The organism is Variovorax sp. P4_D9 (assembly GCF_056401695.1).
Genome location: NZ_JBFUIU010000095.1, coordinates 1 through 18,012 on the forward strand (window position 1 = coordinate 1; position 18,012 = coordinate 18,012).

23 protein-coding genes and 1 tRNA gene are annotated in these 18,012 nt (G+C 66.8%); 18 read left to right on the forward strand and 6 right to left on the reverse strand.

Annotated features, from left to right (window positions below):
- A partial coding sequence (locus AC1DY5_RS13135) for a PD-(D/E)XK nuclease family protein (RefSeq protein ID WP_478111872.1) occupies positions 1 to 1,093 on the forward strand: 1,093 nt, incomplete at its 5' end.
- Positions 1,090 to 3,210 carry an exodeoxyribonuclease V subunit alpha gene (recD, locus tag AC1DY5_RS13140; protein ID WP_478111874.1) on the forward strand — a complete coding sequence of 707 codons (2,121 nt, stop codon included), beginning with the start codon at positions 1,090 to 1,092 and terminating at the stop codon, positions 3,208 to 3,210. The genes AC1DY5_RS13135 and recD, both read left to right, overlap by 4 nt.
- Positions 3,211 to 3,214: 4 nt before the next feature.
- On the opposite strand, the gene AC1DY5_RS13145 is transcribed toward recD, so the two are convergent.
- The 5 genes from AC1DY5_RS13145 to AC1DY5_RS13165 form a co-directional block, all read right to left on the reverse strand.
- The gene (locus tag AC1DY5_RS13145; RefSeq protein WP_478111876.1) at positions 3,215 to 3,973 is read right to left on the reverse strand and encodes an SDR family oxidoreductase; all 759 of its coding nucleotides are present in this window, start codon (positions 3,971 to 3,973) and stop codon (positions 3,215 to 3,217) included.
- A 5-nt stretch (positions 3,974 to 3,978) separates the two neighbouring features.
- On the reverse strand, positions 3,979 to 4,458 hold the full coding sequence (locus tag AC1DY5_RS13150; RefSeq protein WP_478111878.1) for a carboxymuconolactone decarboxylase family protein: 480 nt from the start codon (positions 4,456 to 4,458) through the stop codon (positions 3,979 to 3,981).
- Positions 4,459 to 4,589: 131 nt separating this feature from the next.
- Positions 4,590 to 5,471, reverse strand: coding sequence for an RNA polymerase sigma-70 factor (locus AC1DY5_RS13155; protein ID WP_478111880.1), 882 nt, complete (start codon positions 5,469 to 5,471; stop codon positions 4,590 to 4,592).
- Between the two features lie 48 nt (positions 5,472 to 5,519).
- Complete coding sequence (locus tag AC1DY5_RS13160) at positions 5,520 to 5,942, reverse strand: type II toxin-antitoxin system RelE/ParE family toxin (RefSeq protein ID WP_478111882.1); 423 nt, start codon at positions 5,940 to 5,942, stop codon at positions 5,520 to 5,522.
- A gap of 5 nt (positions 5,943 to 5,947) precedes the next feature.
- Positions 5,948 to 6,265, reverse strand: coding sequence for a type II toxin-antitoxin system Phd/YefM family antitoxin (locus AC1DY5_RS13165; protein ID WP_478111883.1), 318 nt, complete (start codon positions 6,263 to 6,265; stop codon positions 5,948 to 5,950).
- A gap of 58 nt (positions 6,266 to 6,323) precedes the next feature.
- Here AC1DY5_RS13165 and AC1DY5_RS13170 point away from each other — a divergent pair, with 58 nt between their 5' ends.
- The gene (locus tag AC1DY5_RS13170; RefSeq protein ID WP_478111885.1) at positions 6,324 to 6,716 is read left to right on the forward strand and encodes a nucleotide pyrophosphohydrolase; all 393 of its coding nucleotides are present in this window, start codon (positions 6,324 to 6,326) and stop codon (positions 6,714 to 6,716) included.
- Between the two features lie 23 nt (positions 6,717 to 6,739).
- Here AC1DY5_RS13170 and AC1DY5_RS13175 read toward each other — a convergent pair whose 3' ends face one another.
- Positions 6,740 to 7,657 (reverse strand): YicC/YloC family endoribonuclease, encoded by a 918-nt coding sequence (locus AC1DY5_RS13175; protein WP_478111887.1) that lies wholly within the window; start codon positions 7,655 to 7,657, stop codon positions 6,740 to 6,742.
- Positions 7,658 to 7,748: 91 nt separating this feature from the next.
- Between AC1DY5_RS13175 and AC1DY5_RS13180 the strand changes: the two genes are divergently transcribed.
- From AC1DY5_RS13180 to AC1DY5_RS13250, 15 genes are all read left to right on the forward strand, one after another.
- Positions 7,749 to 8,756, forward strand: coding sequence for a serine/threonine protein kinase (locus AC1DY5_RS13180; protein ID WP_478111889.1), 1,008 nt, complete (start codon positions 7,749 to 7,751; stop codon positions 8,754 to 8,756).
- Positions 8,753 to 9,658: a PP2C family protein-serine/threonine phosphatase gene (locus tag AC1DY5_RS13185; RefSeq protein ID WP_478111891.1), complete on the forward strand. Its 906-nt coding sequence runs from the start codon at positions 8,753 to 8,755 to the stop codon at positions 9,656 to 9,658. The genes AC1DY5_RS13180 and AC1DY5_RS13185 overlap by 4 nt, the downstream gene beginning before the upstream one ends.
- Positions 9,659 to 9,710: 52 nt before the next feature.
- Entirely contained in the window at positions 9,711 to 10,439 is a 729-nt protein-coding gene (gene rph / locus AC1DY5_RS13190; RefSeq protein WP_478111893.1) for a ribonuclease PH, read from the forward strand.
- A 19-nt stretch (positions 10,440 to 10,458) separates the two neighbouring features.
- Positions 10,459 to 11,064, forward strand: a complete 606-nt coding sequence (gene rdgB / locus AC1DY5_RS13195) for an RdgB/HAM1 family non-canonical purine NTP pyrophosphatase (protein WP_478111895.1) — start codon at positions 10,459 to 10,461, stop codon at positions 11,062 to 11,064.
- Positions 11,065 to 11,141: 77 nt separating this feature from the next.
- Positions 11,142 to 12,320: a radical SAM family heme chaperone HemW gene (gene hemW / locus AC1DY5_RS13200; RefSeq protein WP_478111907.1), complete on the forward strand. Its 1,179-nt coding sequence runs from the start codon at positions 11,142 to 11,144 to the stop codon at positions 12,318 to 12,320.
- Between the two features lie 15 nt (positions 12,321 to 12,335).
- A complete protein-coding gene (locus AC1DY5_RS13205) occupies positions 12,336 to 13,046 on the forward strand; it encodes a TetR/AcrR family transcriptional regulator (protein ID WP_478111897.1) in 711 nt (236 codons plus the stop codon).
- A gap of 39 nt (positions 13,047 to 13,085) precedes the next feature.
- Positions 13,086 to 13,170: transfer RNA gene (locus AC1DY5_RS13210), tRNA-Ser, on the forward strand.
- A 78-nt stretch (positions 13,171 to 13,248) separates the two neighbouring features.
- Positions 13,249 to 13,470, forward strand: coding sequence for a hypothetical protein (locus AC1DY5_RS13215; RefSeq protein ID WP_478111908.1), 222 nt, complete (start codon positions 13,249 to 13,251; stop codon positions 13,468 to 13,470).
- Positions 13,471 to 13,862: 392 nt separating this feature from the next.
- Positions 13,863 to 14,006, forward strand: a complete 144-nt coding sequence (locus AC1DY5_RS13220; protein WP_478111898.1) for a Flp family type IVb pilin — start codon at positions 13,863 to 13,865, stop codon at positions 14,004 to 14,006.
- A 29-nt stretch (positions 14,007 to 14,035) separates the two neighbouring features.
- Complete coding sequence (locus AC1DY5_RS13225) at positions 14,036 to 14,626, forward strand: A24 family peptidase (protein WP_478111900.1); 591 nt, start codon at positions 14,036 to 14,038, stop codon at positions 14,624 to 14,626.
- Positions 14,627 to 14,676: 50 nt separating this feature from the next.
- Entirely contained in the window at positions 14,677 to 15,522 is an 846-nt protein-coding gene (gene cpaB / locus AC1DY5_RS13230; protein WP_478111901.1) for a Flp pilus assembly protein CpaB, read from the forward strand.
- A 37-nt stretch (positions 15,523 to 15,559) separates the two neighbouring features.
- Complete coding sequence (locus tag AC1DY5_RS13235) at positions 15,560 to 17,107, forward strand: type II and III secretion system protein family protein (RefSeq protein WP_478111910.1); 1,548 nt, start codon at positions 15,560 to 15,562, stop codon at positions 17,105 to 17,107.
- A 12-nt stretch (positions 17,108 to 17,119) separates the two neighbouring features.
- On the forward strand, positions 17,120 to 17,392 hold the full coding sequence (locus tag AC1DY5_RS13240; protein ID WP_478111902.1) for a hypothetical protein: 273 nt from the start codon (positions 17,120 to 17,122) through the stop codon (positions 17,390 to 17,392).
- Between the two features lie 131 nt (positions 17,393 to 17,523).
- The gene (locus AC1DY5_RS13245) at positions 17,524 to 17,727 is read left to right on the forward strand and encodes a Flp family type IVb pilin (protein ID WP_478111903.1); all 204 of its coding nucleotides are present in this window, start codon (positions 17,524 to 17,526) and stop codon (positions 17,725 to 17,727) included.
- Positions 17,728 to 17,827: 100 nt separating this feature from the next.
- Positions 17,828 to 18,001 carry a Flp family type IVb pilin gene (locus tag AC1DY5_RS13250; protein ID WP_478111905.1) on the forward strand — a complete coding sequence of 58 codons (174 nt, stop codon included), beginning with the start codon at positions 17,828 to 17,830 and terminating at the stop codon, positions 17,999 to 18,001.
- Positions 18,002 to 18,012: the final 11 nt, after the last annotated feature.

Below are 18,012 nucleotides of genomic sequence, written 5' to 3' on the forward strand. Positions count from 1 at the left end.
GGCCAAGACCTGTCCGGCGATCGCGGTCGAAGCCGCGCCCGGGCCTGGCGATGCGCGCTATCGGCCGGTCGCCGCCGCCCCGCAGCTCGCGCCCGAGCCCGCGGTGCCCGCGGGCCCGCGCGAGCGCTGGTGGATCGCCAGCTATTCGGCGCTGAGCCGGGCCGCCGACACGCTCGACGACGAGGCCGCGCTGGCGCTCGGCGAGCCGGCGACGCGGCTGGCCCTGCCGCCGACGCCGACCAGCGCCGCCGAGGACATCTATGCAGATAGCCGCTCCGACGCCTTGACAGCCGAAGAAGAAATCAACGCGCCGGCGCCCAGCACCGGCAGCCTGCACGACTTCCCGCGCGGCGCCGGTCCGGGCAGCTTCTTGCACGGCCTGCTCGAATGGGTGGGCCGCCAGGGCTTCGCGAGCGTGCGGTCCGACGCGGCGGTGCAGGTCGACATGGCCGACCTCATTGCCCGGCGCTGCAACCTGAGCGGTTGGAGTGCATGGACCGAGCCGCTGCGCGAGTGGCTCATGGGCTGGCTGTCGGCGCCGCTGGACCTCGGCCCGCTGCAGTCCGGCGCCGTGGCCCCGGCGGCGCTCGGCCGGGTGCAGATCGAGATGGAGTTTTGGTTCGGCGTGCAGCAGGTCGACCTGCGCGCGCTCGACGCGCTGGTCTGCCGCCACACGCTCGACGGCGCGCCGCGCGCGCCGCTGCTGCCGCAGCAGCTCAATGGCATGCTCAAGGGCTACATCGACCTCGTGTTCGAGCACCAGGGCCGCTACTTCGTGGCCGACTACAAGTCCAACTGGCTCGGCCCGCGCGACGCCGACTACACGCCCGCCGCGCTGCGCGAGGCCGTGATGCAGCACCGCTACGAACTGCAGTACGTGCTCTACGTCTTCGCGCTGCACCGGCTGCTGCGGTCGCGGCTGCCCGATTACGACTACGAGCGCCATGTCGGCGGCGCGGTGTACCTGTTCCTGCGCGGCCATGCGGCGCCGGGCCAGGGCCTGCACTGCGAGCGGCCACCCAGGGCGCTGATCGATGCGCTCGACGCCTTGTTCGGCGGTGAGGAGATCCCCGCGATGGAGCAGCCGGCATGAAGGCCTCGACCGTGTCCACCGGCGTCTTCCTCGGCGCGCTGCCCGAGCGCCATGCGCCGCTGCTCGCCGACCTCGATCGCTGGGTCGCCGAAGGCTGGCTGCGTGCGCTCGACCGCAGCTTCGCGGCCTTCCTGGCGCAGAAGGCGCCCGATGCCGATCCGCTGCTGATCCTCGGCGCCGCGCTGGCCAGCCATCAACTGGGCCGCGGCCATGCCTGCCTGGATCTGCAGGCGGCGCTGGCCGATGCGGGACTGGCCCTGTCGATGCCGCCCGAAGGCGCAGCGCGGGCAGCCGACGATGCCGCGCTGATCATCGCGCCGTCGGTCTTGCTGGCTGGCGTGACGCTGGCGCGCTGGACCAAGGCGCTGACCCATCCCGCGCTGGTCGGCAGCGGTCCCGGCGCGACGCCACTGGTGCGCGTCGGCAGCCGCCTTTACTTGCGCCGCTACTGGCAGTACGAGCAGTCGGTGCGCGCGGCAATCGCCGGGCGCGTGGCGATGCCGACCGCGGCGGCGGCGCCCGAGTCGCAGGCCACGCTGGCGGCCGCGCTCGACGTGCTGTTCCCGCACCGCGACGGCGCCGCCGTCGACTGGCAGAAGATCGCTTGCGCGCTCGCCGCCCGGCAGGGCTTCGGCATCATCACCGGCGGCCCCGGTACCGGCAAGACGACCACCGTGGTGCGCCTGCTGGCCGTGCTGCAGCACCTGGCGCTGGCCGGCGGCGAGGGGCGTCGGCTGCGCATCCGGCTGGCTGCACCCACCGGAAAGGCGGCGGCGCGGCTCAACGAATCGATCGCCGGCGCGGTCGAGCGTCTGCCGCTGGACGGGCTGGCCGATCCGGCGGCGGTGCGTGCGGCCATTCCGACCGAGGTCACGACGGTGCATAGGCTGCTCGGCAGCCGCCCCGACACCCGCCACTTCCGCCACGATGCGCGTAATCCGCTGGCGCTCGACCTGCTGGTGATCGATGAAGCTTCGATGCTCGACCTCGAGATGATGGCCGCCGTCTTCGCCGCGCTGCCGCCGCATGCGCCGCTGATCCTGCTCGGCGACAAGGACCAGCTCGCTTCTGTCGAAGCCGGCGCGGTGCTGGGCGACCTCTGCCAGCGCGCCGATGCCGGGCACTACAGCGCCGACACCGCCGCCTGGCTGGAGGCCGTTACCGGAGAGATGCTGGAGCCGGAGCTGTGCGATGCCGCGGGCAGCCCGCTCGACCAGGCGGTGGTCAAGCTGCGCGTCAGCCATCGCTTCAGCGCCGCGAGCGGCATCGGCAAGCTGGCCGAGGCGGTCAATGCGGGCGACGCCGGCGCCGTGCGGCGCGTGTTCGATCGCGGCTATGCGGACCTGTCGCAGCAGCGCAGCCTCGACGACGCGGCGCTGCGTCGACTGGTTGTCGATGGCGCAGCCGAGGGCTTCGCGGGCCAAGGCCAGGGGCGCCTCAACGGCGGCAAACCCGTGCCGCCGCCGGCCGGCTACCGCCGCTACCTGACGCGGATGTGCGAAGGCCAGCCGGGCATCGATGCCCCGCAGGCCGACTTCGACGCCTGGGCGCGCAAGGTGCTCGCGGCCTATGGCCAGTTCCAGCTGCTGTGCGCCTTGCGCAGTGGCCCGCAGGGCGTCGAGGGACTGAACCAGCGCATCGCCGGCCTGCTGCGCGCCGAGGGCCTGCTCGAAGCCGAGCATGGCGGCTGGTACCCGGGCCGCCCGGTGCTGGTCACCCGCAATGACTACGGACTGGGCCTCATGAACGGCGACGTCGGCGTCACGCTGGCGATGCCGGCCTGGGTGCCCGGCGAGCAGCACCCGCGCTGGACCTTGCGCGTGGCCTTCGCCGCCGGCGACGGCCAGGACGGCATCCGCTGGGTGCTGCCGAGCCGCCTGCGCGCGGTCGAGACCGTGTTCGCAATGACGGTCCACAAGTCGCAGGGCTCGGAGTTCGCGCACGCGGCCCTGCTGCTGCCTGAGCGGGCCGGCCCGGTGCTGACACGCGAGCTGGTCTACACCGGCATCACGCGGGCCCGGCACTGGTTCACGCTGGTGGCGGCGCCGGAGGTGATGCAGGGCGCGGTGCGCAAGCGGGTGGAGCGGGTCGGGGGGCTGGGCCTGCGCAGCCCGTGAACGGCTACTTCGAGGCGACGGACTTGCGGAACCAGTCCTCGAACCCCACCGACCCCAGCCACGGATTCTTGCCGCTCGGCACCAGCGTGCCGTCTTCCAGCAGTGCGCCGAAGTAGCGCGCCTGCGGATCGGCCACGACCTTGCGCGGATCGTGCATTGCGGCCAGGTAGCGCTGCACCAGCTTGGGCATCCGCACCCGCTCCGGCCCGGCGATCTCGACCACGCCGTTGACCGGCTCGCCCAGCGTGTAGATGGCCATCGCCGCCGCCACGTCGTCCGAGGCGATCGGCTGCACGAAGGCGGGCGACAGCTTCACGGCCTCTCCATCGGAGCCCGACTGTGCGATGCCGCCCAGGAACTCGAAGAACTGCGTCGACTGAACGATCGTGTAGGGGATCCCTCCGGCCCGGATCAGCTTCTCTTGCGCGATCTTGCCGCGGAAGTAGCCGCTCTCGGCCAACAGGTCGGTGCCGACCACCGACAGCGCGACGTGGTGCTTGACGCCTGCCGCGGCCTCCGCGGCCAGCAGGTTGCGGCCCGCGGTCTCGAAGAATTCCAGCACCGCCTTGTCCTCGAACGAAGGCGAGTTCGCCACGTCGACCACCACCTGCGCGCCCCTGAGCGCCTCGGCCAGGCCTTCGCCCGTGATCGTGTTGACGCCCGAGGCCGGCGAGGCCGCGAGCACCTCATGGCCTCGTTGGCGAAGGTTGGCGACGAGCTTGCTTCCGATGAGGCCGGAGCCACCGATGACGACGATCTTCATGATGTTCACTCCAGTCCTGCCTTGTCGAGGCCGTAGGCCTTGTCGGCCGAGCCTGGCACGGTCTGGAAGCCGACGTTGAGGCGATTCCAGGCGTTGATCGCCATCACGGCGAAGCTCAGGTCCGACAGCTCCTTTTCCGACAGCTGGGTGCGCACGCGGTCGTAGATGTCGTTGGGCACGCCGTGCTCGGGCAGCTTGGTCAGGATCTCGGTCCAGGCCAGCGCGGCGCGCTCGCGCGGGCTGAACAGGGTCGATTCGCGCCAAATCGGCAGATGGTAGAGGCGCAACTCGCGCTCGCCGTGCAGCTTGGCTTCCTTCACGTGCATGTCGAGGCAGAAGCCGCAGCCGTTGATCTGCGAGGCGCGGATGTGCACGAGGTCCAGGATCTTCTGCTCGATGGCGCCGTTCTTCTCCAGCATACTGAACTCGACGAATTTCTTGAACAGCTCGGGCGATTGCTGCATGGCGTTGATTCGTTGGGTCATGGTCACTTCCTAAAGAGAGAGCCCCAGAACGGCTGAGGCATCCGCTTGCGAAACTTCGCGGTATGGACGGATCTTTTTTGCATCCATACCCACAAGACGCGCCAGATCGCCGGTTTGTGACAGACCCCGCCTCAATGTCCCTGGAAAGCGGCTGCCAGCCGCGCCAGCTTCTCGGGATTGCGCTGCACATGGATGCGCGTGATGTGCTCGCCGTCGGTCTCGTACGACTGCGCCGATTCGAGCACCCCGTCGATGAAGCGCAGCAGCGCCCATTCGCCGTTGACCATCGCGAGCTCAACGCGCACGCCGCTGCCGAAGCGCAGGTGGTTGGCATAGAAGAGCTGCGCGATGCGCTGGCCGCCGAGCAGCGGCTTGCCGAAGCTCGGCACGATTCCGCCGCCGTCGCCGATCAGCTCGGCGTTCTCGGCCAGCATGCCGTTCATGGCCGCGAAGTCGCCGCGCGACAGAGCTTCGGCGAAGCCGCGCATCAGCTGGTGGTGCGTGTCGCGCGAGACCGAGAAGCGGGGCCGCTCCTCGCGCAGCTGCGTCTTGGCGCGGTGCACGATCTGCCGGCAGGCCGCCTCGCTCTTGCCGATCGCCTTGGCCACCTCGTCGTAGTCGGCATCGAACACCTCGCGCAGCAGGAAAGCGGCCCGCGCCTCGGGCGCCAGCCGTTCGAGCATGAACAGGAAGGCCACCGAGACGTCGTCGGACAGCTCCTTGGTCTGCTCGGGCGTGCTGGGCTCGTCGGTCAGCACCGGCTCGGGCAGCCAGTAGCCGACGTAATGCTCGCGCTGCACCTTGGCGGCGCGCAGCCGGTCGATCGAGATCCGCGTGGTGATGGTCACCAGCCAGGCCTCGGCGTTGTCGATATTTTCCTGCTCGGCCTCGTGCCAGCGCAGCCAGGCGTCCTGCACCACGTCCTCGGCCTCGGCCACGGCGCCGAGCATGCGGTAGGCGATGCCCTGCAGGCGCGGGCGAAGGCGATTGAAGGTGGTGGTGGGGTCGGTCATTTGCACCTCAGACGGTTGAGCGGCTGCGCTTGTGACTCGGGTGTTCCGTCAGCCGCCGTCTTCTCCTCGATTGGCCTGCCAGAAAGCTTCGAAATCGAATGAAAGCTGCCGTTGGTGCCTGATCGCCAGCAGGTTCACCGTCAGCGCTGGCTCCCGGGCGGTGCCTTCTTCAGCCAGGTCGTAGAGCAGAAGATAGTCGCCGGAAAGATACTCCCTCACCTCGACGTTGCCGAAGCGCTTGCGCAATCCCATCACGCGTTCCTGTACTTCGATCGATTGGCCCGTGCGCGCGAGAAATCTGCGGCCGATTCGGGCATGGCGCTCCAGGTTGCCGATGACCGTGTCGCCGAGTTCGTCGAGAAGGCGAGCATGGACTTGCGGCGCGCCCTGCTCGGCCCAGAAGGCGGCAATCCGTTCGAGGTTGGCTTCGAAGTTCGCGGTGAACCTGACCGCGGCGAACTGTTGGGCCACGCGTGTCAGCGTTGGCCTCCGTTTGGCTGGAGGGATCGACTGGCAGTACGCTTGAGTTCGTCCAGCGCTCCGCGCGCATTGCGGGTCCGGCCGGCCGTCACGTCCGCGAGGCCTTTTTCGACCTCGTCCAGCAGCACCAGATGGATCCGTTCGCGCTCGAGGCGGTGGTAGTAATCAAGCCGATCCGAGTCGATCAGTGCGACATAGCTTTCGCCGTTCTTGGTGATGATTTTCTCGGCGCCCGCCTTGACCTGGTCCGCCAGCTCGGAAAGCGTCGCACGGGCCTGGGTCAGGGGAACCACGTCCGCAGTGGTGATGGGCATCGAAAGCTCCGCAAGAAGTACATAATTCTGTACATCGTAAGCCCAAATCACCCCGGCCATGACCGATTCCCTCCGAGAGCTCGCGAACCACCTCGACCAGTTCGCCAGGGAGCGGGACTGGCAGCAATTTCATTCCCCGAAGAACCTTGCTTCGGCATTGGTCGTCGAGGCGGGCGAACTGCTCGAGCATTTCCAGTGGCTGACCGAGGCGCAGAGCAGGGCGCTGGCGTCGGAACAGCGCGACGCGGTGGGCGCCGAGATGGCCGATGTCCTGCTGTACCTCATTCAGTTGGGAAGCGCGCTGGGCATCGATCCGGTCGCAGCGGCGCAGCGCAAGCTTCGGGTTAACGCGCTGAAGTATCCGGTCGACCGGGCGCGCGGAAGCAGTAAGAAACACGACGAATTCGGAACGACACCCGACGAGGGGGAACCTCAGAAGACAGATCGATAGGGCCGGCAGCCGGGTGCCGCCCCTCACTCGATGTTCTGCACCTGCTCCCGCATCTGCTCCACCAGCACCTTCATATCCACCCCGATCCGCGTCAGCTCCAGCGTGGCCGACTTCGACCCCAGGGTGTTGGCCTCCCGGTGCAGCTCCTGGATCAGGAAGTCGAGCCGCTTGCCGATCTCGCCACCCTTTTTCACCAGCCGCTCGATCTCGTCCAGGTGCGAATCCAGCCGGGTCAGCTCTTCAGCGACGTCGATGCGGATCGCGAAGGCCGTGGCTTCCGATAGCGCCCGGTCCTGCGCCGCCTCGGGCGGGGTGGTGCCGCCGGCCAGGCCCATGGCCTCGGTCCAGCGTTCGAGAAAGCGGGTGCGCTGCTGCTCGACCAGCTTCGGCACCAGCGGCAGCGCCTGGGCCGCCAGCTTGCGCAGCTGTCCCAGGTGGTCCAGCAGCATCTTCGCCAGCCGCGCACCTTCGCGCTCGCGGGCGGCCATCAGGGCTTTCACGGTCTTGTCGGTGAGATCGGTCAGCTCCGGCCCCCAGTCGCCCCGGGGCGCCGTATCGCCAGCGGCCAGGCGCAGCACGTCGGCCACGCTCAGGTCGCGGGCGCTCGGCAGCCAGGCCTTGATGGTGTCCTGCACCCCGTTGAGCCGCTGAAGTAGCTTGGGCGACGCGTCGGCGACACCAGCGTTGGCGGTGTTCTCGATCGCCACCCGCAGCTCGACCTTGCCGCGTTTCAACTGCCCGGTGAGCAGCTCGCGCAGCGCCGGTTCGTGCTGGCGCAGCTCTTCGGGGAGCTTGAAGGTCAGGTCGAGGAATCGGCTGTTGACCGAACGGATCTCGACCCCGAGTCGGCCCGCTGGCTGGGGCCTTGCTTCGGCGTCGGGGTGGCTGCCCGTGGGGCCGTTCTGGCCGCTGGCATAGCCGGTCATGCTGTAAACTGGCATCGCGCCTCGCTGTGGTTTGTTTGCTTTTCACCGAGGGCTCGGCACGGCGTTCGCTTGCCGCACCATCGCCTTCGGGCGAAACTCCCGGATTATGTCAAAGGTCAAACCTTCGCCCCTGCTTCCCGACACCATGATCGGGGGCTACCGCGTCGTGCGGAGGCTTTCCGCTGGCGGCTTCGGCGTCGTCTACCTGGCCGTCGACAACAGCGGCCAGCAAGTCGCCATCAAGGAATACCTGCCCTCGTCGCTGGCCGCCCGCGGCACCGGCGAGCTCGCCCCCCAGGTGCCGCCCGAAAAGCTCTCCCTCTACCGCTTGGGCCTCAAGAGCTTCTTCGAAGAAGGCCGCTCGCTGGCCCAGATCTCGCACGCCTCGGTGGTCAGCGTGCTCAACTTCTTTCGCGAGAACGAGACCGTCTACATGGTCATGAACTACCTGGAGGGCGCCACCCTGCAGGATTTCATCGTCACCGCGCGCGACCTGAAGAAGCAGAAAGTATTCCGCGAGTCGACCATCCGTTCGCTCTTCGATGAGATCCTGCGCGGGTTGCGCATCGTCCACCAGCACAAGATGCTGCACCTGGACATCAAGCCCGCCAACATCTTCGTCACCGACGACGACCGCGCCGTGATGATCGACTTCGGCGCCGCCCGCGAGGTGCTGTCCAAGGAAGGCAACTTCATCCGCCCGATGTATACCCCCGGCTTCGCGGCTCCCGAGATGTACCGGCGCGATTCGTCGATGGGCCCCTGGACCGACATTTACGCCATCGGCGCCTGCATCTACGCCTGCATGCAGGGCTACCCGCCCAACGACGCTCCCCAGCGCATCGAGAAAGACCGCCTCGGTCTGTCGCTCTCGCGGCTGCGCGGCATCTACTCCGACAACCTGATCGAGGTGGTCGAGTGGTGCATGTCGCTCGACCCGCTGTCGCGCCCGCAGTCGGTGTTCGCGCTGCAAAAAGAGCTCAGCCGCGAAGGCGAGCGCCGCTACACCAAGCTCACGGTCGGCGAGAAAGTACGGCTTTCCATCGACAACATGCGTTCCTTCGAAAAGAAGGGCCTGCCCAAGGCCGCAGCACCCACCACACGTCCCGCATGAAGTTCTCCGTATTCCAGGTCAGCCGCAAAGGTGGCCGCCTCAAGAACGAAGACCGCATGGGCTACTGCTACACGCGGGAGTCGGGCCTCTTCGTGCTGGCCGACGGCATGGGCGGGCACCCCGAAGGCGAGGTGGCCGCCCAGCTGGCGCTGCAGACCATCGCGGCGCTCTACCAGCGCGAGGCACGGCCGGTTGTCAAGGATGTCAAGGCCTTCCTCACGGCATCGGTCATGGCCGCGCACCAGCAGATCATGCGTTACGCCGGCAACAAGGCGATGCTCGACACGCCCCGCACCACGGTCGTGGCGGCGGTCATCCAGGACAACACCGCCACGTGGATCCACTGCGGCGACTCGCGCCTCTACGTGATCCGCGACGGCGAACTGCTCGTCCGAACCCGCGACCATTCCCACGCCGAGCGCCCGCGCGCCAATGCCGGCCCCGATCCGGTCAACCGAAACCTGCTGCTGACCTGCCTGGGCTCGCCGACCACGCCACTGTTCGACGTCTCGGCGCCGCTGCCGCTGCAGCGCGGCGACCGCATCATGCTGTGCTCCGACGGCGTCTGGGGCGTGCTCGACGACCACCTCATCGTGCACATCCTCTCGTCCGGCAAGCCGGTCTCCGACTCGGCGCCCGACCTGGCCGAGATGGCCCTGCGCAACGGCGGCACCCTCAGCGACAACGTCACCCTGATCGCCCTCGAATGGGAAACCCCCGACGCGCCGGGCGAAAAGCGCGGTGTGTCGACCGACAGCATTAGCGACGGCGTGTTCGCCTCCACCATCCAGGCCGGCATGCCCTCCGACAGCGAGCTCGACGACCTCGACGACGACGCCATCGAGCGCTCCATCGCCGAGATCAACGAGGCCATCAAGCGCTCGGCGGCCCGCAAAGGCTGAAGCAGCCCGACCCTTGCTGCCTGAATTTCCCGTTTCTTTTTCCCGGATCACCATGACAGTTTTCGTTCGAAACGGCGGCCGTGCGGCCGACCAGCTCCGCCCCGTGCGCATCACCCGTGGCTACACCATCCACGCCGAAGGCTCGGTGCTGATCGAGTTCGGCCAGACCCGCGTGCTGTGCACCGCCTCGGTCGAAGAGCGGGTGCCGCCGCACAAGCGCGRCAGCGGCGAGGGCTGGGTCACGGCCGAATACGGCATGCTGCCGCGCGCCACCCACACCCGTAGCGACCGCGAAGCGGCCCGCGGCAAGCAGAGCGGCCGCACGCAGGAAATCCAGCGCCTCATCGGCCGCTCGATGCGCGCCGTGTTCAACCTGTCGGCCCTGGGCGAGCGAACCATCCACCTCGACTGCGACGTGTTGCAAGCCGACGGCGGCACCCGCACGGCGGCCATCACCGGCGCCTTCGTGGCGGCGCAGGACGCGGTCAGCAAGCTGCTGGCCGACGGCAAGATCCAGGCGACGCCGATCCTCGGCCACGTGGCCGCGGTCTCGGTCGGCATCGTCAAGGGCACGCCGCTGCTCGACCTCGAATACACCGAAGACTCGGCCTGCGACACCGACATGAACGTGGTCATGACCGGCGCCGGCCACTTCGTCGAAGTGCAGGGCACGGCCGAAGGCGTCGCCTTCTCGCGCGACGAGATGAACCAGCTGCTGGCCCTGGCCGAGAAGGGCATCGTCGAGCTGACCGCGCTGCAGACCCAGGCCCTGGCCGCCTGATGACTTGCGCCCCCTGGCGATGAAACTGGTTCTCGCATCCAACAACGCCGGCAAGCTGGCCGAGCTGCAGGCGCTGTTCGCGCCGCTCAACATCGAGTTGGTGCGGCAATCCGAGCTCGGCGTCTGCGAGGCCGACGAGCCCTTCCGTACCTTCGTCGAGAACGCGCTCGCCAAGGCCCGCCACGCGGCGGCGGCGACCGGCCTGCCGGCCATCGCCGACGATGCCGGCCTGTGCGTCGAGGCCTTCGGCGGCCTGCCGGGCGTCGACACCGCCTACTACGCTACCCAGTTCGGCTACGAGAAGGGCGACGCCAACAACGTGCGCGCGCTGCTCGAGCAATTGGACGGCGTGCAGAACCGACGCGCCGCGCTGGTCAGCACCCTGGTCGCGCTGCGCAGCGCTGACGACCCCGAGCCCCTGATCGCGGTCGGCCGCGCCCCGGGCGAAATCACCCGCGGGCCGATCGGCGACAACGGCTTCGGCTTCGACCCCGTGATGTTCCTGCCGCAATTCGGCAAGACCTTTGCACAGCTGCCCACCGACGTGAAAAACGCTAACAGCCATCGCGGCCAGGCCGCGCGCGCGATGCTGGCCCTGATGCGCGACCGCTGGCCCTTGTCGTGAGCATCGTGATCCCGATCGCCACCGGCGCCGAAGAGGCGGCCGACGGCGCGGCCGGCGCCAACGACGCGCTGCACCTGATGCGCCCGGGCCCGCTGCAACTCGCGGCGCTGCCGCCGCTGTCGCTGTACGTGCACCTGCCCTGGTGCCTGCGCAAGTGCCCCTACTGCGACTTCAACTCGCACGAATGGCGCGGCGGTAACACCGACCAGGCCCTGCCCGAGCAGCGCTACATCGACGCCCTGGTGGCCGACCTCGACGCCGCGCTGCCGCTGGTGTGGGGCCGCACGGTGCACACGATCTTCATCGGCGGCGGCACGCCAAGCCTGTTCTCGCCGGCCGCCATCGACCGCTTGATCGGCGACCTGCGGGCCCGCCTCAAGCTGGCGCCCGACTGCGAGATCACGCTGGAGGCCAACCCCGGCACCTTCGAACGCGACCGCTTCCGCGCCTACCGGGCGGCCGGTGTCACGCGGCTGTCGGTGGGGGTGCAGAGCTTCAACGACGAGCACCTGAAGGCGCTGGGCCGCGTGCACGATCGCGCCCAGGCCATCGCGGCGGTGGAAGAGGCCGCGGCCGCCTTCGACACCTTCAACCTCGACCTGATGTACGCGCTGCCGGGCCAGACCCTGGAAGGCCTCGACGCCGACCTCGACCAGGCCCTGGCGCTGCAACCGCCACACTTGTCGGTATACCACCTGACCATCGAGCCCAACACCTACTTCGCCAAGTTTCCGCCCGTGATCCCGGAGGACGACCTGGCCTACGACATGCTCGACCGCATCACCGAGCGCACGGCGGCCAACGGCCTCCAGCGATACGAGATATCGGCCTACGCTCGCAGGGGCCATATCTGTGCACACAATCTGAACTACTGGCAGTTCGGCGATTACCTGGGGATCGGCGCCGGCGCCCACAGCAAGTTGACGTTTGCGCACCGGGTGGTGCGGCAGGTGCGGTACCGGGAGCCGCGGCTGTACATGGACAACGCGATCGCCGGCCGTGCCGTTGCCCAGAGCGACGAGGTCGGAATTGGGGCCTTGCCCTTCGAATACATGCTCAATGCCCTGCGACTGAAGGATGGGTTTACGCTGGCGGAGTTCGGGGAGCGCACCGGGCTGGCCATTACCTCCATCCAGCGCGGTCTCGAGGAGGCCGAGCGCAAGGGTTTGATAGAAAGAGACCTTGCACGCGTCTGGCCGACGACGCGTGGTTTCGACTTTTTGAGCGACCTGCAGTCCATTTTTCTGCCGGACTGAGAGGGGGACAAAGCCATGGACCAGAACAACGAATTCGACACCGAAGCCCCAGAGACAAGCACCGCCGCCGCCATCAAGCGCCGCGCCCGCGGCCGGCCCAGCCCCGAGCAGGCGGCCGCGCTTCGCGAATCCTTCCTGGGGGCGGCGCTTGTGTCATTTCTGGAGAAGGGCTACTCGGCCACCAGCATCGAGGCCATTGCCCGCGAGGCCGGCGTGGCCAAGATCACCATCTACCGCCAATTCGACAACAAGGAAGCCTTGTTCCGCGAGGTGGCGCACCGCGCCGTCAGCGACGCCCGGGAGACCATGCAGAACACGCTGGTGCACCGCGGAAGCGACGAGCGTCAAACCCTCATCGACCTGGTCGAGCGCATGTACCTGAGCGCCACCGAACCCAAGACCCTGGCGCTGATGCGCCTGGTGATCGCCGAGGCGGTGCGCTTCCCCGAGCTGGCCAAGGCGCTCTACGCCGAGAACAGCTACGTGCTGGCGCCGGTGGTCGAGTACCTGGCCGAGGCGCACAGCGCGGGCAAGCTGCACGTGCCCCATGCTGAGCTGGCGGCGGTGCAGCTGTCGACCCTGGCCTTCGGCGGGGTGCGCTTCTTCATCTCGAAGCCCCTGGCCGGGCCGGACGAGCGGCGGGTGTGGGCCGAAGGCATCGTGAACCTGGTGCTGCGGGGGTGGGCGCCGGATTCGGCGGCCGAGCCGGCCCAAGGCTCAGACTAAAATCCCGACCCTGCCTTCCCGCGCGACGAAGGCAGTCCAGGAGAGTTGGGTGAGTGGTTTAAACCAGCAGTCTTGAAAACTGCCGACGGGCAACCGTCCGTGAGTTCGAATCTCACACTCTCCGCCGGAACTACGTCCAACATGCGCGCTCGAGTCGATCTGGTCCACCAAGACCGAGACTGCGTCCCGCCTGCGCGGCCGAATCGAGACGGTCCTGGGCTGGGCAACCGCCCGCGGCCACCGAACGGGCGACAACCCCGCGCGCTGGCGTGGGCACCTCGATCCGCTGCTGGCCAGGCCGCGCAAGATCAGGAAGGTGAAGCACCACCCGCGCGCTGCAGGTCGACGACGCCGGCGCGTTCATGGCGGTGCTGCGCAAGATCGATGGCATGAGCGCCCGGGGCCTTGGAGCTCGCAGTCCTGACCGCGGCCAGCTCGGGGGAAGTGCGCGGCGCCCGATGGGGCGAGATCGACTTCGACTTGAAGCTCAATAAGGCGATCGCGCGACCGTTTTCAACCACCCTGGTGCCTGACCTCTGGCGCATCCGTGCGCAATGCGAAGTTCGCGCTGACGCGATAGCCCAGGTTGCGCGTCTGCCGAGGCGCGCCGGTCCACATGCCCAGCCTCAAGAATGAGTGCTTTGGTAGTCTTTTTGTCCTAGATCTCTCGGGTCAAAAAGAAGCGGTCTGTCCTGCCGAATCCAGGACGCAGCGCTCATGCGTCGGCTTTATCTCGCTCCTACATTGGAGTCAGAGCGGATGCCGAGCTGGCAAATGCAACACATTCCAATATGAAAGAACAATTGGGAGAACTGAATGCGATTTGCCGACCGCCTGTCATACGTGCTCACTGATTTATTGAAAGACGAGTCCGGTGCTTCGTTGATGGAATACGCGCTCATTGGCTCTCTCATTCTGGTCGTCTGCATGCTTCTGTTGCTTGCATGGCGAAGGAATTGATAAGATTTTTTTTGAATGAACGGAAGAGTGTGAATACACAAGAATTTCACGCACTGCTCGAGCTTCTCGGCATGCTGGCGACCGATCCGGGAACTGCGGTCTTGTTCTCRCTGCTCGTCTTCGCCTCTGTCAGCGACTACCGCAGCTACAGGATTCCCAATTGGCTGACGATTGGCGGCGCCGCATTCGCGCTGATCTACAAGACGGCCATTGCCGTCTCGCCGCCGACGGCCTTTCTGGTGGCGTTCGGAGGGCTCTTGCTTGGCTTCATCGTCATGCTACCTCTCTATGCGCTGCGTGCCATGGGGGCGGGCGACGTGAAGCTCATGGCCATGGTCGGCGCATTTCTCGGTGTTTATGAAGCATTCCAGGCCGTCCTTTTCGCTTTCATCGTCGGCGGAATAGCAGCCATTGGATTTGGACTTTGCAAGGGAAAGCTGCGCCGCTTGCTGGACAACGCCAAAGCCGCGGTGTACGAAATGTCCGCTTTGAGCATGTCAGGCGTCAGGCCGGAAGCTCATGTCGATGTGCATGAATCGGTTGGAAAGCTCCCTTACGGCATTTGCATCAGCATCGGAACGATGGGCTACGTGATGGGCCGGCAATTGGGTTTCGCATGAGCCGAGGCAGCGGTCGAAGGCATGACAGGAATTAATTACTGGGGCAGGCAATGAGAAATATCAAGGCACTGAGTCTTTTGGTTTTGGCGCTGCTGACGGGCCTGGCCGCAGCCGTTTATGCAGCCGGGTGGGTGGCCCGCCAGGGGGGTATCGCGTCCAACAAGGTGGTGGTCGCGAATATCGACATCGAACTCGGCAGCCGCATCAACGCGCAAATGCTTTCGGTCGTGGATTGGCCGAGCGGCTCCCTGCCGCCCGGCACCTTCGCGGAGGTCAAGGACCTGCAGGACCGAGTGGCCAAGGTGGGCGTGTTGCGGGGCGAGGCCGTGCTCGAGGGCAAGCTCGCGCCCAAGGGCACGCAGGGCGGGCTCTCGGCCGTCATCGCACCGGGCAAACGCGCGATGACCGTGCGCGTCAACGACGTGGTCGGCGTCGCGGGATTCGCCCTGCCGGGCAACTACGTGGACGTGGTCGTGCACGCCCAGCAGGACAAGGGCAAAGGCGAGGACGCCAAGCCGATCAGCAAGACCGTGCTCGAGCGCGTGCTCGTGCTGGCTGTGGCGCAGGAGGCAGGGCGCGACGACACCAAGCCCAAGGTGGTGAGCGCCGTAACGCTGGAGCTGAGCCTGGAGGATTCCGAAAGGCTCGATCTCGCGCGCAGCGTCGGCACCCTGTCGCTGGTGCTGCGCAACCAGGTCGACAGCGAGACCGTGGCCACAAAGGGCATCACCAAGAACCAGTTGTTCGGCATCAAGGAAGTGGTCGCGGCTCCGGCCGAGTCGAAGGTCATGGCCGAGGCCAAGCCTGCCGCGCCCCGGCCCCGGCTGGTGGTGTTGCCGCCAGCGAATTGCGTCGAAGTCGTGCAGAACGCCAGCCGCTCGCTGAGCTGCTTCTGAAAACCGATCACCAGAAGGAGCCCAGCTCTTGACTAACATGCTTCGTCCCCACAAAACGGTTGTCGCCCTTGCCGCCTGCGCGGTGCTGATGTCCGGCCCCGGTGCCCTGGCGCAGACCCTGCCCGCACAGGGCTCCGCGATGGCCGCGTCCGCCACGGCGCCCGCGATGGCCTCGGCCCAGTTCTCCGACCACAAGCGCTGCGCGCGCGTGGAGGTCGACACGCCGGCCACGGTCACGCTCGGCAAGTCGACGGTCATCCCGCTCAAGTCGCGCGTGACCCGCATCCTCGTGAGCGGCCAGCCACCCTCGCAGCGGCCCGTGATGATGCCCCCCGGCGCCTACGCGCCAATGCCCGGGATGCCGATGGCCGTCCCGCCGCAGGCCATGCCGGGCCCCATGCAGGGGGGCAACGGGGGCGATGGCGTCGCCGACATGGAGGTCATGTTGCTGAGCCCGACCGACCTGTTCTTTCGCGGCAAGCGCGCGGGCTCGATGAACGTGATCATGCAGAACGCCGAGGGCGTGTGCTTCATCAAAGACATCGTCGTCACCATCGACCCGGGCGCGCTGCAGGCCAAGCTCGCCGAGATCATGCCCGGYGAGACGCGTGTCAAGGTGCGCGGCGCCGAGAACACGCTGGTGCTCAGCGGCGAAGTCAGCGACCCGGGCAAGCTCGACGAGGTCATGACCCTCGCGACCTCGTACGGCGAGGGCAAGAAGGTGATCAACATGATGCGCACGGCATCGGCGCAGCAGGTGATGCTCGAAGTCAAGATCGCCGAGGTCAGCAAGAAGCTGCTCGACAAGCTGGGCGCGAGACTTGCCTACACGAACAGCTACAGCAACGGCATGAACACCTACACGCTGCTGTCGAACTTCCTGAGCGGCGGCGCCGGGCTGCTCGACGCGTTGCGGATAGGTCGTGCCCGGTTGACCGTCGACGGCGAGAAGGACGACGGCGTCCTGCGCGTGCTGGCCGAGCCGAACGTGATGGCGATCAGCGGGCAGCAGGCGAGCTTTCTCTCGGGCGGCAAGATCTTCATTCCTGTCGCGCAATCGAATGCGGGCGGAACGCCGGTCCTCACCCTGGAAGAGAAGGAATTCGGCATCGGCGTGAAGTTCATGCCCACGGTCCTGAACGGCAGCCTGATCAATCTGAAGATGGTCTCCGAAGTGTCGGACCTCTCCCAGACCGGCTCGCCCTTCACCACGGTCAACGGCGTCACGTCGGTGCTGCCTTCGATGAGGGTGCGCCGCGCAGACACCACCGTCCAGCTCAACGACGGCCAGAGCTTCGTGATCGCCGGTCTCATCAGTAACAACATCGCCCAGGCCGTGAAGGCCTTTCCAGGGCTCGGCGAAATCCCGGTCGTGGGCGCACTGGCGCGCAGCGTCGAATTCCAGAACGACCAGACCGAGTTGCTGTTCGTGATCACGCCGCGCCTGGTCAAGCCGCTGGCGGAATCGCCGCGGCTGCCGACCGACAACCACGTGGTGCCGACCCGGGCCGAGATCTATCTCAACGGTGCGATGGAGAGCCGGACGCCGCCGACCGACGAGCCGCCGCCCCAACCGCAGCAATAAGGAGTGCAGACCATGAAGACGCAGGCCCTTGCCATTCTCTTTGCCATGCTGGCCGCGGGTTGCCAGACCTCGACGCCGAACTACGACGCGCGCTTCGGCGATGCGGTGCGCGACTCGAAACGAAAGATGACCATCAATCCGGATGCCGGGAAGAACCCGGACATGGCGATGGGCCTGGATGGGYGGGCGACGCATGACGGGCTCAATCACTACCACGACAGCTTCAAGGAGCCGCCGCCGGTGGTGAATGTCATCAACATCGGCGGCGGCATCGGAGGCCGCTAGGGGTCCGCTGCAACCTGGGCACGTCTTCAATCCCTCTGGCGGAAAGGAGTTCAACAGACGACGAACCCGTTCAATCTGGCGGAGATTCCGCCCAACCCACTATTTCTTTTCACTCAATCTTGAGGTTACTCATGAATTACCTTCTTCTCCTGATCAACAACTTCCTGCGTCCCCTTGCGAAGGAAGAGGACGGCGCCCAGGTCGTCGAGTACGCGCTCATCATCGCCGTCGTGTCGATCGCCTTGGTGATCGCGCTGAGGGCTCTTGGTGGCGGGTCCTTCAATACGTTCATCGGTCGCGTCACGAACTGCCTGACCTTGACCACCTGCACCTGAAAGAGTTCCCGAAGACGGCACCGCTCCGAAGAGCGCGGACCCGCCTTCGCTACCTTGCTCATCGATCCCAACCACACCCAACCTATCTAAGGAGAAACTCATGCCCACGAACTTATTGTTCGACGAGGAAGGCGCCCAGGTTGTCGAGTACGCGTTAATCATTGCAGTCGTCTCGATCGCCCTGGTGATCGCTCTGCAGGCTCTTGGCGGAGGATCCTTCAACACCTTCATCGGTCGCGTCACGAACTGCCTGACCTTGACCACCTGCACCTGAAAGAGTTCCCG

Bases quoted from the DNA above. Each gene is read 5' to 3' on its own strand.
- recD (WP_478111874.1), top strand. From the start codon at position 1,090: ATGAAGGCCTCGACCGTGTCCACCGGCGTCTTCCTCGGCGCGCTGCCC.
- AC1DY5_RS13145 (WP_478111876.1), bottom strand. From the start codon at position 3,973: ATGAAGATCGTCGTCATCGGTGGCTCCGGCCTCATCGGAAGCAAGCTC.
- AC1DY5_RS13150 (WP_478111878.1), bottom strand. From the start codon at position 4,458: ATGACCCAACGAATCAACGCCATGCAGCAATCGCCCGAGCTGTTCAAG.
- AC1DY5_RS13155 (WP_478111880.1), bottom strand. From the start codon at position 5,471: ATGACCGACCCCACCACCACCTTCAATCGCCTTCGCCCGCGCCTGCAG.
- AC1DY5_RS13165 (WP_478111883.1), bottom strand. From the start codon at position 6,265: ATGCCCATCACCACTGCGGACGTGGTTCCCCTGACCCAGGCCCGTGCG.
- AC1DY5_RS13170 (WP_478111885.1), top strand. From the start codon at position 6,324: ATGACCGATTCCCTCCGAGAGCTCGCGAACCACCTCGACCAGTTCGCC.
- AC1DY5_RS13175 (WP_478111887.1), bottom strand. From the start codon at position 7,657: ATGCCAGTTTACAGCATGACCGGCTATGCCAGCGGCCAGAACGGCCCC.
- AC1DY5_RS13180 (WP_478111889.1), top strand. From the start codon at position 7,749: ATGTCAAAGGTCAAACCTTCGCCCCTGCTTCCCGACACCATGATCGGG.
- AC1DY5_RS13185 (WP_478111891.1), top strand. From the start codon at position 8,753: ATGAAGTTCTCCGTATTCCAGGTCAGCCGCAAAGGTGGCCGCCTCAAG.
- rdgB (WP_478111895.1), top strand. From the start codon at position 10,459: ATGAAACTGGTTCTCGCATCCAACAACGCCGGCAAGCTGGCCGAGCTG.
- hemW (WP_478111907.1), top strand. From the start codon at position 11,142: ATGCGCCCGGGCCCGCTGCAACTCGCGGCGCTGCCGCCGCTGTCGCTG.
- AC1DY5_RS13205 (WP_478111897.1), top strand. From the start codon at position 12,336: ATGGACCAGAACAACGAATTCGACACCGAAGCCCCAGAGACAAGCACC.
- AC1DY5_RS13220 (WP_478111898.1), top strand. From the start codon at position 13,863: ATGCGATTTGCCGACCGCCTGTCATACGTGCTCACTGATTTATTGAAA.
- cpaB (WP_478111901.1), top strand. From the start codon at position 14,677: ATGAGAAATATCAAGGCACTGAGTCTTTTGGTTTTGGCGCTGCTGACG.
- AC1DY5_RS13245 (WP_478111903.1), top strand. From the start codon at position 17,524: ATGAATTACCTTCTTCTCCTGATCAACAACTTCCTGCGTCCCCTTGCG.
- AC1DY5_RS13250 (WP_478111905.1), top strand. From the start codon at position 17,828: ATGCCCACGAACTTATTGTTCGACGAGGAAGGCGCCCAGGTTGTCGAG.